The 13,867-nt window shown below is 71.5% G+C and carries 10 protein-coding genes and 1 riboswitch; of the genes, 7 read left to right on the top strand and 3 right to left on the bottom strand.

Translation table 11 applies throughout. The features are described from left to right. Positions 1-56 precede the first annotated feature (56 nt). Positions 57-171, top strand: a riboswitch (SAM riboswitch). 15 nt (positions 172-186) lie between these two features. The 3 genes from metX (at position 187) to ACYVNR_RS02265 (ending at position 3,966) form a co-directional block, all read left to right on the top strand. Beyond that, positions 187-1,461 carry a homoserine O-acetyltransferase MetX gene (gene metX, locus ACYVNR_RS02255; protein WP_461046276.1) on the top strand — a complete coding sequence of 425 codons (1,275 nt, stop codon included), beginning with the start codon at positions 187-189 and terminating at the stop codon, positions 1,459-1,461. A 133-nt stretch (positions 1,462-1,594) separates the two neighbouring features. Further along, on the top strand, positions 1,595-1,993 hold the full coding sequence (locus ACYVNR_RS02260) for a universal stress protein (protein WP_045193071.1): 399 nt from the start codon (positions 1,595-1,597) through the stop codon (positions 1,991-1,993). 341 nt (positions 1,994-2,334) lie between these two features. Beyond that, entirely contained in the window at positions 2,335-3,966 is a 1,632-nt protein-coding gene (locus tag ACYVNR_RS02265) for an RNA polymerase sigma factor (protein WP_461046367.1), read from the top strand. 54 nt (positions 3,967-4,020) lie between these two features. Here the strand turns inward: ACYVNR_RS02265 and ACYVNR_RS02270 are convergent, their stop codons facing one another. From ACYVNR_RS02270 to ACYVNR_RS02280, 3 genes are read right to left on the bottom strand one after another with little or no spacing between them, the layout of a single operon-like run. Further along, entirely contained in the window at positions 4,021-6,339 is a 2,319-nt protein-coding gene (locus tag ACYVNR_RS02270) for a transglutaminase family protein (protein WP_461046278.1), read from the bottom strand. Next, positions 6,336-7,544 carry a DUF58 domain-containing protein gene (locus ACYVNR_RS02275; protein ID WP_461046280.1) on the bottom strand — a complete coding sequence of 403 codons (1,209 nt, stop codon included), beginning with the start codon at positions 7,542-7,544 and terminating at the stop codon, positions 6,336-6,338. Before ACYVNR_RS02275 ends, ACYVNR_RS02270 begins: the two co-directional genes overlap by 4 nt. A gap of 49 nt (positions 7,545-7,593) precedes the next feature. Further along, positions 7,594-8,604, bottom strand: coding sequence for an AAA family ATPase (locus tag ACYVNR_RS02280; protein WP_045193075.1), 1,011 nt, complete (start codon positions 8,602-8,604; stop codon positions 7,594-7,596). Between the two features lie 492 nt (positions 8,605-9,096). On the opposite strand from ACYVNR_RS02280, the gene mraZ reads away from it, so the two are divergent. From mraZ to ACYVNR_RS02300, 4 genes are all read left to right on the top strand, one after another. Continuing rightward, on the top strand, positions 9,097-9,528 hold the full coding sequence (mraZ, locus tag ACYVNR_RS02285; RefSeq protein ID WP_045193076.1) for a division/cell wall cluster transcriptional repressor MraZ: 432 nt from the start codon (positions 9,097-9,099) through the stop codon (positions 9,526-9,528). A gap of 347 nt (positions 9,529-9,875) precedes the next feature. Further along, on the top strand, positions 9,876-10,886 hold the full coding sequence (gene rsmH, locus ACYVNR_RS02290) for a 16S rRNA (cytosine(1402)-N(4))-methyltransferase RsmH (RefSeq protein WP_461046282.1): 1,011 nt from the start codon (positions 9,876-9,878) through the stop codon (positions 10,884-10,886). Further along, positions 10,883-11,572: a hypothetical protein gene (locus ACYVNR_RS02295; RefSeq protein WP_458801012.1), complete on the top strand. Its 690-nt coding sequence runs from the start codon at positions 10,883-10,885 to the stop codon at positions 11,570-11,572. Before rsmH ends, ACYVNR_RS02295 begins: the two co-directional genes overlap by 4 nt. Before the next feature lie 497 nt (positions 11,573-12,069). Continuing rightward, positions 12,070-13,857: a peptidoglycan D,D-transpeptidase FtsI family protein gene (locus tag ACYVNR_RS02300; protein ID WP_461046283.1), complete on the top strand. Its 1,788-nt coding sequence runs from the start codon at positions 12,070-12,072 to the stop codon at positions 13,855-13,857. Positions 13,858-13,867: the final 10 nt, after the last annotated feature.

Here is a 13,867-nt window from a genome sequence, read left to right on the forward strand (position 1 = left end):
CCAGGTCGTGGACCGGAGCCTCGGCTGCCGCATCGGGCTCGGTTATGGTGGGTCCAGGTCATGAGTGCCAGCGACAAGCCCCGGCTCGCTGGTCGGCAACCCTCCTTCGCGGTGGGGTGCCCCGGGTGAAGACCTGGCCACACCCGTCCCGGGTGTGCGCAAGCGCGAAGAGCGAGGAGTGCCTTGATGACCGTTACCCACCGGACGCAGAGCACGCGACGCCTGACGCGCCCAGCCGCCGCTCCCGGCTCCGCTCCGGGCTCCGCACCCTCTGTCGACTCCCGTCGCGTCGGGCACGAGCAGGCCCACGACGAGTCGTCGCGACGGCAGCGGACCGACGGCGCGTGGCGTGACGGCGACCCGGTCGGCCGGCGGCAGTTCGCGACGATCGGCGACGTGGAGCTCGAGCGCGGGGGACTGGTGCCCGACGTCCGTCTCGCCTACGAGACGTGGGGCCGGCTCAACGAGGCCAAGGACAACGTCATCCTCGTCGAGCACGCGCTGACCGGCGACAGCCACGTCGTGGGCGAGGCCGGCGACGGTCACCCGTCGCCGGGGTGGTGGAACTCCCTCATCGGCGCCGGCCGCACCGTCGACCCCGACGAGTGGTTCGTCATCGCCGCGAACGTGCTCGGCGGCTGCCAGGGCAGCACCGGCCCCGCGAGCACGGCTCCCGACGGAGAGGCCTGGGGGAGCAGGTTCCCCTATGTCACCGTGCGAGACCAGGTCGCGGCCGAGCGGGCGCTGCTCGACCACCTCGGCATCCGCCGGCTCGCCGCGGTCGTCGGCGGCTCCATGGGCGGGATGCGGGCCATCGAGTGGGCGGTCACCCACCCCGCCGACGTCGACCGCTGCATCGTCCTCGCGTCGACGGCGTACGCGACGGCTGACCAGATCGCCTGGTGCCAGCCGCAGCTGCTCGCGATCCGCAACGACCCGGACTTCGCCGGGGGCGACTACTACGCGGGCGACCGTCGGCCCGATGCCGGGCTCGGTCTCGCGCGTCGCATCGCCCACATCACCTACCGCACCGAGACCGAGCTCGACGAGCGCTTCGGCCGCGAGGCCCAGCTCGGCGAGGACCCCCTCCGGGCAGGTGACCGCGGCCGCTTCGCCGTCGAGTCCTACCTGGACCACCATGCCGGCAAGCTCGCCCGCCGCTTCGACGCCAACTCCTACCTCGTGCTCACCGAGGCCATGAACTCCCACGACGTCGGACGCGACCGTGGCGGCGTCGCCGCGGCTCTCGCTCGCGTCGAGGCGGACTGCACGATCGTCTCCGTCGACACCGACCGGCTCTACCCGCCGCGGCTGTCCGACGACCTGCACTCGGCGCTGCGCCGCTCGCACCGCGAGCACATCACGTCGGCGTTCGGCCACGACGGCTTCCTCATCGAGGAGGAGCAGGTGGGCCGCATCGTGCGCGACGCGCTCGAACGAAGGCCGCACGACCACGCCTGAACCCTGCTGCGGGCCGGGCGTTTCGGCTCGTCCGCGGCGGTGCCGGCCAGGCTCCGCGCGGCACGCGCCGTGTGACGTGATTTCGGGTACGGTGCGAGCACTGCTTGTTTCCGTCCCAAGGAGGTCCGGGAAAGTGGCCATCGTCGTTGGTTATGTCGCCACCAAGGAAGGACGCGCGGCGCTCAGGCGAGCCGCCGAGGAATGCGTCCTGCGAGGCACGAAGCTCGTCGTCATCAGCTCCCACCGGGGAGGCAAGGACTTCGACGCCAACGAGGCGAGCCAGTTCGAGACCGAGCTCGCCCGCGTGCAGACGCTCCTCGAGGAGAAGGGTCTGGAGCACGAGGTGCGCCAGCTGGTGCGCGGCAACGACCCGGCCGAGGACCTCATCTCCGTCGCCGAGGAGGAGAAGGCCGACTTCATCGTCATCGGCCTGCGTCGTCGCAGCCCGGTCGGCAAGCTCATCCTGGGGTCCAACGCCCAGCGCATCCTGCTCGACGCGAGCTGCCCCGTCCTGGCCGTCAAGGGCGACTGACGCCCTCCAACCGGTCGCGACCGGCACCGGACCACCTCCGGAACAGCCGGTCCGCGGCGCGCTGGTGCCCCGTGCGTTCGCTCGCACGCCGCGGGGCGTTTTATAATGTCTGAGTGCCGGATCGCACGAGGCGCACCGAGAGATCGACTCAGGGATCGACTCCGACAGGCCAAGCCCTTCCGGCACCAACCCCCATTCTCGTTCGTTGTGATGATGCATGCCCGCGTCCGGGCCGATCATCCGGCGAGACCGTGCGACGAAAGGCGACTGCATCCGTGCCCAAGGCAACAACCGCTGGAGCTCCGAAAACCCTGCCGAAGGTGTTCCAGCACGAGGCGATCATGCAGCTCCTGGTCAAGGGCAGCACCAACGGGTCCATCACCGGCACTGAGATCGCGCGAGCTCAGGTCGACGCCGGTCTCGATCTGAAGCAGATGAAGCCGGTCCTCACGACGCTCGAGGCGCACGACATCGAGATCGTCGTCGACGCGCCGCACTCGAGCACGACGAAGAAGACCCGTTCAGGGACCAAGGGAGGCAGTGTGGCCACCGCACGCAACACGACTGCCGCCGCGACGAAGTCCGCCACGCGGACGACGACCGCGACGACGAAGACCGCAGCGAAGAAGACAGCCGCCAAGACCGCGCCGGCGCGAAGTGCTGCCGCCGACAGCGACGAACCCACCGCGGCCACCAAGGCGACCGCGGCCAAGACGACGACGAAGAAGGCCGCGACCAACGCCGGAGTGGCCAAGGCCGCCGCGAAGCCCGCGGCGAAGAAGGCTGCCACCAAGAAGACCGCCGCGAAGTCGGCCACGAAGACCGCAGACGGCGCCGACGTCGCCGGTGAGGTCGACGAGGATCTCGAGGACGCCGAGCCCGAGGACGCCCCCGAGGGCGAGCTCGTGGAGGTCGAGATCACCGATGAGGGCGCCGAGGACTCCGACGACGCCGAGGGCACCCCGGCCGCAGGCGCCAAGGCCGACGAGCCGGAGGAGTCCGGCTTCGTCATCCGCGACGACGACGAGGACGACGCCCCCGCGCAGCAGGTCGTCACCGCAGGCGCCACGGCCGACCCGGTCAAGGACTACCTCAAGCAGATCGGCAAGGTCGCCCTCCTCAACGCCGAGCAGGAGGTCGAGCTGGCCAAGCGCATCGAGGCCGGCCTGTTCGCCGAGGAGAAGCTCAACTCGGGCGACAAGATCGAGATGAAGCTCAAGCGCGAGCTGTGGTGGATCGCCCAGGACGGCAAGAAGGCCAAGAACCACCTCCTCGAGGCCAACCTGCGTCTCGTCGTCTCGCTCGCCAAGCGCTACACGGGCCGCGGCATGCTCTTCCTGGACCTGATCCAGGAGGGCAACCTCGGCCTCATCCGTGCGGTCGAGAAGTTCGACTACACCAAGGGCTACAAGTTCTCGACGTACGCGACGTGGTGGATCCGCCAGGCCATCACCCGCGCCATGGCCGACCAGGCCCGCACCATCCGCATCCCGGTGCACATGGTCGAGGTCATCAACAAGCTCGCTCGCGTGCAGCGCCAGATGCTCCAGGACCTGGGCCGCGAGCCCACCCCGGAGGAGCTGGCCAAGGAGCTCGACATGACGCCCGAGAAGGTCGTCGAGGTCCAGAAGTACGGCCGCGAGCCGATCTCGCTGCACACCCCCCTCGGCGAGGACGGCGACAGCGAGTTCGGTGACCTCATCGAGGACTCCGAGGCGGTCGTCCCGGCCGACGCGGTGAGCTTCACGCTCCTGCAGGAGCAGCTGCACTCGGTGCTCGACACGCTCTCGGAGCGCGAGGCCGGCGTCGTGTCGATGCGGTTCGGCCTGACCGACGGCCAGCCGAAGACGCTCGACGAGATCGGCAAGGTCTACGGAGTCACCCGCGAGCGCATCCGCCAGATCGAGTCCAAGACCATGAGCAAGCTGCGTCACCCGAGCCGCAGCCAGGTGCTGCGCGACTACCTGGACTGACCGGCGCGACCCGTCGAGAGAGCAGCTCGTCCCCGAGGGGCGAGCTGCTCTCTCTCAGCCGCGGCGCCTGAGCGCGCCCAGCCGGTCGGGCAGCGACCGCCAGAAGGAGACGGCGGCCGCGGGCCAGAGGAATCCCTTGACCCGGGTCTGCCACGCACGGGTGCGCCCGACCTGCCTGCGGATCGACTGGATGTCGTGGTGCAGGCGGATGGCCTCCTGCGGGGACGTGCGTTCCGGGCGGTCGTAGCGCGACCTCTCGAGCGTCGCGGTGACGCGGCCCATCGCGGCCGCGTTCTCCTCGTCGAGGTGGCCCTCGGTGACGTACCGCCGCTGCAGCTGGCGCAGGGTGACCCCGTCGGGCGAGGTGAGCCCGAGGTCACCGAGGTGGCTCGTGAGGTCCATCCACTCGACCTCGATGAGCTCCTGCTGGGTGACGGCGGCGCGTCGTCGGCGCAGCCGCAGCCACCAGGCCGTGATCGGCATGATGAAGGCGGCGAGCAGCCCGATGACGATCGCCAGCGCGGTCACGATGTTGCGCACCGAGAACCAGGACCCGATCGAGCCGACCAGCGAGGGCTGCGGGGTAGCGGCTCCGTCGGCGGCCGGGTTGTCCAGCGTCTTCCGGACACTCGTCGCGCCGCCGGTCGCGCTCGAGCTGTCGACGTCACGGCCACCAGCGGTGGAGCCTCCGCCGGGTCCGAGCACGGCATACGGCGGCGGCGTGCCGGAGCGCGCCCCCGGGGTGGGCTCGAAGCGGAGCCAGCCGTAGCCCTGGAAGTAGAGCTCGGGCCACGCGTGGGCGTCGCTCGCGCGCACGGTGTAGCGGTTGTCGCCGGAGGCGAGCCCGGGCAGGAAGCCGATGGCCATGCGGGCCGGGATGCCCTGCGCGCGGGCCATCATGATCATGGCCGTCGCGAACTGGACGCAGTAGCCGCGGCGCGTCTGGTAGAACGCCTGGATCGGCTCGAGGAGCCGGCCCTCGGCGTCGCGCGGCTGCTGGCCGAGGTCGAGCGTGTAGGTGTAGCGCAGGCTGTCGCGCAGGTGGGTCTGGATCGCGATCGCGCGGTCGAGGGGGTTGTCGGCGCCGCGGGTCACCTCGTCGGACCACCGTTGGACGAGGTCACGCGAGCGGTCGGGGATCGAGAGGTCGTCCTCGGTGATGTCGGGGGAGTCCGGCGTGCCCGACTGGCGCAGCTGGGGCGGCGAGGGAGCGAGGTCGGCGTACTTGATGCGGTAGCTGCCCACCGGCGTGGCCACCCGGACGTCACGGGTGATCGGGTCGATGCTCCACTGCGTGCCCGGCATGGAGACCTCGACAACCGGGTAGGGCGCGGCGATGCGCGGCGCGGCCAGCGTGTTGTCGGTGACCGTGATGACGTAGTCACGGCGCTGCGACGCCGGCGGCAGCGATGCGGGGTTGTCGGGCCTGTTGCCGCCCTGGTTGACCACGAGCCATTGGCCGCGCGAGTAGTACGAGGTCGCGAGGACCCGCAGCGGGGCCCGCGTGAACGCGGTCGTCGTGTAGGTCAGGACGGGGGACTGGTCCTGGTTGTTGAGGCTGCGGGCGAGGTCGAGGGTGTCGTTGAAGCCGACCGAGCCCTCTCCGCCGCCTCCGGAGCGTCCGAGCCCCTCGGTGAGGTAGCGCGGCGGGAAGTGCGGGGTGACGGCCGGCACGAGCAGCGCCACCACGACGCCGACGGCGCCGAGCTTGAGGGCGCCGGCCGTGAACGAGCGCAGCGCCTCGCGGTCGTGTGCGGCCTCGTCGATCTCGCTCCGCTCGTTCGCGCTGGCCGTGCCCCAGCGACCGAACTGCGCGCGAGCCGTCGTGTGCAGCATGACGAGCCAGAGCGCGACGGGTACGACGAAGAAGCGGAGCGCCAGCGCGGACTGCCCGTTGGCGGCCGTGATGAGGTATGCCGTCAGCAGTGGCAGTCCCGCTGCGGCGGGGCTGCGCCAGGTGGCGGCCATGGCGTCGACGGCGATCGCCACGGCGGCGATGGCGACGATGAGGCAGAAGGTCACTCCGTCGTTGAGCGGGGCGGGCGCGGAGTAGCGCTGGATGGTGTCGAGGGCCTGGAGCCCGAGGGAGTTGGCGGCCTCGAGGGTGGTCGGCGTCGGCAGCACGAGCCAGAAGCTGTCGCCGGTCCAGCGGGCGAGGATGACGTAGGTGGTCACGAGCACCTGCACCGCGACCACGAGCAGGCGTGACCGGGTGAGGCCGCGGGCGGCGAGGCCGAGTGCGGCGACGAGGAAGACCATGAGCACCGCCTCGGGCAGCCAGCCCGCGTCGGTGAACAGGCTGGTGATCGGGAAGACCGCGGCCAGCGTCGCGAGCGCTGCGAGCAGCGTGATCCTCCAGCGGCGTCGGGTCATCGGCTGCCTCCTACGGTCGCGGCTGTCAACACGGCCCAGACGTGCGCGACGTCGTCGTCGCGCTTCACGGGCACGGCCCGCCAGCCGGCGAGGCGGAGCGCATCGACGTGCGGCTCGGCCTCGTCGGCCTCGGTTGCGCCGAAGCTGTGGGCGTCGAGCACCAGGGCGAGTCCGGTGGTCCCGGGCTGGCGCAGGCTCGCGACCCGTGAGGTGACGTCGCGACCGTGCGCCCCGGTGAGCGCCACGAGGAAGCCGCCGGCTGCGGCGAGGCTCTGGGCCGCCCGCAGGATCTCGTCCTCGCCGGTGTCGTCACGTGGCGCGGTGGTGGCCAGCACGTCGAGCACCTCGTCGGCCGTCATCGTCTCCATGGCCCGGCTGGTGTCGACGGTCTCGGCACAGACGAGGTGGACGGCGTAGCCCGACTCGTAGAGGTGGGCGGCCACGGATGCGGCCGCGGTCACGGCCCACTCGAACGAGCTGCTCGCACCCGCCCCGCCGTGTGCGGTCGGGCGCGGGTCGAGGAGCACGACGGCTCGGCGCTGTGCGGGACGGTCCTCCTGGCGCACCATGAGGTCGCCGGTGCGGGCGGTGGCCGGCCAGTGGATCCGGCGCAGGTCGTCGCCGTCGCGGTACTGGCGGATCGTGACGTCGTCCTCACCGTGCAGCGAGATGAGGTGGGCCTGCTCACCCTCGGAGCCGACGCCTGCGCTCGGCTGCCGGTTCGAGGAGAGCGGGTGGACCGCCGGCAGCACGACGAGCTCGGCGGTGCCCTGCAGCACCGCGTGGCGGTTGGCGAGACCGAAGGGGTCCTGCACCTGCACGCCGAGCGGGCCGAGCTGGTGACGGCCGCGCAGGTGCGACCGGACGGTGTAGTCGATGGCGCGCACCCGGCCCGGCGGGATGCGGCCCACCACGAAACGCGGGCGGTCGCCGAGCACGTAGTCGAGCCTCTCCTCGGCGAGGAAGAGCGGGGTCGTGGAGGCCGAGACGTTCTCGAAGGAGAGCGTCACGTGGGCGTCCTGCCCGACGCTGATGCGCTCGGGATGGATGTGCCGCTCGATGCGCATGCGGGTCTTGCGGGTGCGCACCAGCACTGCCGAGATGAGTGGGAGCGCGACGAGCAGCACGCCGAACCGCGTGATGTCACGGAAGCCGAGGACGACCCCGGCGAGGAAGAGCAGGATGCCCGAGAGGAAGAAGGCCATTCCCCTCGTCGTCAGGACGCTGCGCAGGGCGCGCACGGCGTCGCCCCGCTCAACGGGCTGCCGGCGGCACCGGCACCTGGCGCAGCAGGTCGGTGACCACGTCGGCGGTCGTGCGGCGGGCGAGCTGGGTCTCGCTCGAGGGCATGAGGCGGTGGGCCAGGACGGGGCCGGCCAGAACCTGGACGTCGTCGGGGATCACGTGGTCGCGTCCCTCGAGCGCGGCGTACGCCCGGGCGGCCCGGAGCAGGTGGAGGCCGGCTCGGGGCGATGCGCCGAGGCGCAGGGCCGACGTGGAGCGGGAGCGCGCGACGAGGTCGACGATGTACTGGCGTACGGCGGGGCTGGCGTGCACGTGCGCGACGGCCTGCAGGACGCGGTTGATGGTCTCGGCGTCGGTGACGGGGGTCAGCCCGTCGAGGGGCGAGGTGGCCCCGTGGCTCTCGAGAAGGTCGAGCTCGGCGCCGGCCGAAGGGTAGCCCATGGAGATGCGCGCCATGAAGCGGTCGCGCTGCGCCTCGGGGAGGGGGTAGGTGCCCTCCATCTCGATCGGGTTCTGGGTCGCCATGACGATGAACGGCGCCTGCAGCGTGTAGGTCGTGCCGTCGACGGTGACCTGCCGCTCCTCCATCGACTCGAGCAGGGCCGACTGCGTCTTGGGGGAGGCACGGTTGATCTCGTCGCCCACGACGACGTTGGCGAAGATCGCACCCGGGCGGAACTCGAACCGTCGTGCATCCTGGTTGAAGATGCTGACGCCGGTGACGTCGCTCGGCAGCAGGTCGGGGGTGAACTGGATGCGGCGCACCGTCGCGTCGATCGACTTGGCCAGCGTCTTGGCGAGCATCGTCTTGCCGACGCCCGGCACGTCCTCGATGAGCAGGTGGCCCCCGGCGAAGAGCACGGTCACGGTCGTGCGGACCACGTCGGGCTTGCCCTCGATGACGCTCGTCATCGCGGCCATCAGCCGGTCGGCCACGTCGTGGATGAGGCCGAGGTCTGCCGCGTCCGCGGCGCCGTCCCGTCCTGCCGTGGTCTCGAGCCCGGTGTCCGTCGTCGTCACACTGTCCTCCGCTTGTCGTCCCCGTGTCCTGCGCCTCGTGCGGCGCAGCCCTTGCCCGGCGGGTGCGTGACCCGTCAGGAGATCTTCTCCCATGGACCCCGGCCGCGGGTAGGGATGCCGCGCACGTGTCGTACGCGGCCGTCACCCTGGGGCGCGGCGGCCGGGACGAGCACTCTTCCACTTTCCTCCACAGGCGACGTCCGCAGGGCCCGATCGGTTCGGTTCGAGGCCCTTCGCCGCGTGCCGTGAGCACGGACGGGGGTCATCGCTCGGTCGCGTCACCCGGTGCCGCTGCATGCCGTGGCCTCGCCGCGGCGCCGGGGCCGTCACGGCCCTCCACATCGCTCCACCCCGCCTGACCTGCGTAAATACGCGACGCGGAGGTCGGATTTCGGTCAAAGTTCGTTGACGGTGGAGCAAAGTGGAGTATCGTGGGGCATCAAGGTAGGGAATGGGGACGCCTGCGGGTCGACAAAGGGGAGGTGGCGGTCCATGTTTCTCGGGACGCACACACCCCGGCTCGACGAGAAGGGCCGCCTGTTCCTGCCCGCGAAGTACCGCGAGCGCATGGCCGCCGGCCTGGTCGTCACGCGCGGCCAGGAGCGCAGCCTGTTCATCTACCCCATGGACGAGTTCGTCAAGGTCGCCGAGCAGATGCGTCAGGCACCGACCACGAGCAAGGCGGCGCGCGACTACATGCGCGTCTTCCTCTCCGGCGCCTCCGACGAGATCCCCGACAAGCAGGGCCGTTTCACCATCCCCGCCAACCTACGCCAGTACGCCGGACTCGACCGCGAGGTCACCGTCATCGGTGCCGGCTCCCGCCTCGAGGTCTGGGACAGCGCGGTCTGGAACGCCTACCTCGAGGAGACCGAGCAGAGCTTCGCCGACACCGCCGAGGAGGTGATCCCCGGCCTCTTCTGACCCGCCGCTCGTGGCGACGTGCACCTGAGTGCCGGCCTCCAGCCGCTCCGCTCCCGGGACGACTTCCCCCGTCCCGGGCGAGGTAGCGGATGGGGACCAGCCCGCAGGTCCAGGACCCGCAGCGCCACTCGAGACAGCCCACCGACGACAGCCCACCGACGACAGCCGACCCAGCCGACAGCCGATCCAGCGCCGACCAGAACCCTCCACCTGGTCACCGCCACGACTGACGCCGCAGCACATCCGCACCCACCCCGACCACGGTGGACACCTGTGTCCTCCGACCGGTCACACCAGTCACACCAGCCACACCAACAGCAGCAGCACCAGCGTGAGAGGGACGCACCATGAGCGATCGAGGACAGGCGCACGACCGCCACGTCCCCGTGATGCGCGACCGCATCCTCGACCTGCTCGCCCCGGCCCTCGAGCGTCCCGGCGCCGTGCACGTCGACGGCACCCTGGGCATGGGTGGTCACGCCGAGGGCGTCCTCACGCGCTTCCCGGAGTGCGTGGTCATCGGCATCGACCGCGACCGCGAGGCCCTGGCGCTGGCGGGGGAGCGGCTCGCGCAGTTCGGCGACCGGTTCCGGCCCGTCCACGCCGTCTACGACGACATCAAGGACGTGGTGGCCGGCCTCGACGTGCCGGCCGTCGACGGCATCCTCTTCGACCTCGGGGTCAGCTCGCTGCAGCTCGACGAGGCCGACCGCGGGTTCGCCTACCGCGTCGACGCCCCGCTCGACATGCGCATGGACCAGTCGACCGGCAGGACCGCCGCCGACGTCCTCAACACCTACTCGGTCGAGGACCTGACGCGGATCCTGCGCGACTACGGCGAGGAGCGGTTCGCGAACAAGATCGCCAAGGTCATCGTCCACGACCGCGACCTCGAGCCGTGGACGACGTCGGGGCGGCTCGTCGAGATGCTGCGTCGCGTCATCCCGGCGGCCTCGCAGCGACAGAGCGGGCACCCGGCCAAGCGCACCTTCCAGGCGCTGCGCATCGAGGTCAACGACGAGCTCGAGGTCTGGCGCCGAGCCATCGACGAGGCGATCGACGTGCTCGCGGTCGGCGGCCGGATCGCCGTGCTGTCGTACCACTCCCTCGAGGACCGGGCCACCAAGCGCGCCTTCGCCGAGGGTGCGACGTCGAGCACCCCGCCCGGTCTGCCCGTCGAGCTGCCCGAGCACGCGGCATACCTCCGCCTCGTCACGCGCGGGGCCGAGGCGCCCGGCGACGACGAGGTCACCACGAACCCCCGGGCCGCGTCGGCCCGCCTCCGTGTCGCCGAGCGCGTGCGCGACACCGGCACGCACCCCTCAGCCAGAAGCCCCAGGAAGGGAACCCCCCGATGAGCCAGATGACCGCCACGGCCCGGCCGCTCCGCGTCCCGCGGCGTGGGCCCGCCCCCACGCCGCTGCGCGTCATCCCGGCCCGGATCACCCGCACCGGCAACGGCGCCTTCGTGGCGATCTGCATCGGGCTGCTCACCGGCGGTCTCATCTCGCTGCTGCTGCTCAACACCGCGCTCGCCCAGGGCTCGCTCGCGCTCGGTGACCTCAACCGGGAGTCCGCGCGGCTCGGCGACACGGCGGGCAACCTGCAGGAGGAGATCGACCGGGCCTCCGCCACCGGCGCCCTCGCCCGCAGCGCAGCCGGGATCGGCATGGTGCGGATGAACACCCGTGGCTACGTCGACCTGTCCAAGGGGACCGTGACGGGTGACGCCGAGCCGGCAACGACGAACAACGCCTTCCCGATCGTCACGAGCCCGACTCCGCCGGCCGTCACGGCCAGGGTCAAGAAGCTGCTGTCGTCGGCGACGACCGCCACCAACGCCGCCTCCCACGCCGACCTCGCCCAGCAGGCCAAGGCCGACCAGCAGAAGGCCGACAAGGCGGCGTCCGACAAGGCGAAGAACGACAAGTCCAAGGCCGACAAGGCCGACAAGGCCGGGAGCGGCGGCCAGGGCGCCACGCCGACGGTGCCGGGTGCAACGGACGGGACGTCCGGGGCGCCCACACTGGGCACCACGGACTAGCAGACTCTCGACGACGACGGTGAGGTGAGACCGTGACGCAGCACCGAGGCGCCGACCCCCGGCGGACCGGCCGCGGCGCCGCGCCCGCCCGTGCCCCCCGGCCCTCACGCGCCACCGGCGCCGGCACCGGCACCGGGCAGGGCAGCTCCGGGAGGCCGGCCAAGCCCACCGGCAAGGTCGCCGGCAAGCAGCCGCCACGTCAGGCCGGCGGCGTCCGTCGGCAGGCGCCCTCGCGTGCGCGCGCTGCAGGTGCCGCTGCAGCGTCGGCCCCCCGACCCGGCGCCCGACCCGGCGCCCGACCCGCGGCCCGGACCGCGGCGCGACCGGGCACCACCTCCCGCCAGGCCCCCGCCCGCGGACGAGGCCCAGCGCCCAAGCGGTCTGCTGCGGCGGGCGCCGGCCGGGGCGCCCGAGGTCCCCGTGGCCCCAGAGGCCCTCGCCGGCCACGCCGCCCGCTCCGCATCTCCAAGGCCAACCCGCGCCGCAGGGCGCGGGTCATGTTCGTCGCCGTTCTCTTCGTCTTCACGATCTTCGCCGGGCAGCTGCTGCGCATCCAGGCGTTCGACGCGTCGGCGACCCAGGAGGCCGCGCAGTTCAAGCGGTCGGTGAAGACGACCACCCCGGCCATGCGCGGACAGATCCTCGACACCAACGGCCAGGTGCTCGCCGACTCCGTCGAGCGCTTCACCATCGCGGCCGACCCCAAGATCATCCCCGAGTACACCGTCAAGGTCGACGGCAAGCGCGCGAAGGTCGGTGTCACCCGTGCTGCCACCGACCTCGCGCCCCTGCTCGACATGTCCACCGCCGCGCTGACCAAGCTCTTCACCCGGTCGAACACCCGCTACGTCGTGGTGAAGAAGGAGGTCAACCCCGCGATCTACCGCGAGATCCGCGCGCTGGGCATCCCCGGCATCACCGGCTCGCGCACCGCCCAGCGCATCTACCCCACCTCGATGGCACTCGGCCAGCTCGTCGGCTTCGTGCGGCCAGACGACCAGAGCGGTGCCGGCGGGGTCGAGCAGATGCTCGACACCGCGCTCAAGGGCACGCCCGGGGTGAGCGTCGCCGAGCGGGCGCGCGACGGCTACATCATCCCGGGCTCGCAGCGCGTCGACACGCCGGTCGTCAACGGCCGCGACGTCAGGCTGACGATCGACGCCGACCTGCAGTGGTACGCCCAGAACGCCCTCGCGAAGCAGGTCACCGGCGTCGGGGCCGAGTCGGGCACGGCGGTCGTCCTCGAGGTGGCCACGGGCAAGGTGCGGGCCGCCGCGAGCTACCCCACCTTCGACCCGAACGACCTCGCCGACGCCAAGAAGGCGTCGCTGGGCAACTACGCCTTCAACGACGCCTTCGAGCCCGGGTCGACCGGCAAGCTCATGACGATGGCCGCAGCCCTCGAGCAGAAGGTGATCACGCCCGACACCGGTGTCATCGTGCCCCCGCGCCTGCCCCGTGCCGGCACCTCCTTCAAGGACAACGAGCCGCACGGCGTCGAGAACATGACGGCCACGGGCGTGCTCGCCAAGTCGTCGAACATGGGCACCATCCTCATCGGCGAACGCGTGACGCCGCAGGTCATGGAGGCGTACTACCGCAAGTTCGGCATCGGCGCCAAGACGCCGGTGGGCTTCCCCGGTGAGTCCGCCGGGCTGCTCGCCGGCGCGAAGGACTGGGTCTCGACGCGCCGCTACACGATCCTCTTCGGCCAGGGATATGCCGTGACGGCGATCCAGCAGGCCGGCGTCTTCCAGACCATCGCCAACAAGGGCGTACGCGTGCCGCCGTCGCTCGTGGAGGGCACGGTCAACGACAGCGGCACCTTCATCCCGTCCGCCGCGACGACGCCGTCGCGGGTCGTCACCGAGGACACCGCCGTCAAGCTGTCGCGGATGATGGAGGAGGTCACGGGCCAGAACGGCACCGCGAGCGCCGCCCGCATCAAGGGCTACCGCGTAGCCGGCAAGACGGGCACGGCCGACCGCTACGACGACAAGCTGAAGCGCTACAACGGTTTCACGGCCTCGTTCATCGGTTTCGCGCCGGCCGAGGCGCCGAAGTACGTCGTCGCGGTCTTCATCCAGAAGCCCTCGGCCGGCATGTTCGGCGGCATGCTCGCCGGGCCGGTCTTCAACCAGATCATGACCTACCTGCTCGAGCGCACCGGTGCCCCGCCCAGCCCCGCGTCGAACCTCGACTACCACGTCTGGGCCGAGAAGCCGCTGTCGTCCGACGACCCCCGGGTCATCAGCAATGCGCGGGCCCTGCGGGATGGCCTGTAAGTTGGGATGA

This window comes from Terrabacter koreensis (assembly GCF_054783315.1).

Coding starts and splice junctions, on each gene's coding strand:
- metX (WP_461046276.1), top strand. CDS start 187: ATGACCGTTACCCACCGGACGCAGAGCACGCGACGCCTGACGCGCCCA.
- ACYVNR_RS02265 (WP_461046367.1), top strand. CDS start 2,335: ATGCAGCTCCTGGTCAAGGGCAGCACCAACGGGTCCATCACCGGCACT.
- ACYVNR_RS02270 (WP_461046278.1), bottom strand. CDS start 6,339: ATGACCCGACGCCGCTGGAGGATCACGCTGCTCGCAGCGCTCGCGACG.
- ACYVNR_RS02275 (WP_461046280.1), bottom strand. CDS start 7,544: ATGGCCTTCTTCCTCTCGGGCATCCTGCTCTTCCTCGCCGGGGTCGTC.
- mraZ (WP_045193076.1), top strand. CDS start 9,097: ATGTTTCTCGGGACGCACACACCCCGGCTCGACGAGAAGGGCCGCCTG.
- rsmH (WP_461046282.1), top strand. CDS start 9,876: ATGAGCGATCGAGGACAGGCGCACGACCGCCACGTCCCCGTGATGCGC.
- ACYVNR_RS02295 (WP_458801012.1), top strand. CDS start 10,883: ATGAGCCAGATGACCGCCACGGCCCGGCCGCTCCGCGTCCCGCGGCGT.
- ACYVNR_RS02300 (WP_461046283.1), top strand. CDS start 12,070: ATGTTCGTCGCCGTTCTCTTCGTCTTCACGATCTTCGCCGGGCAGCTG.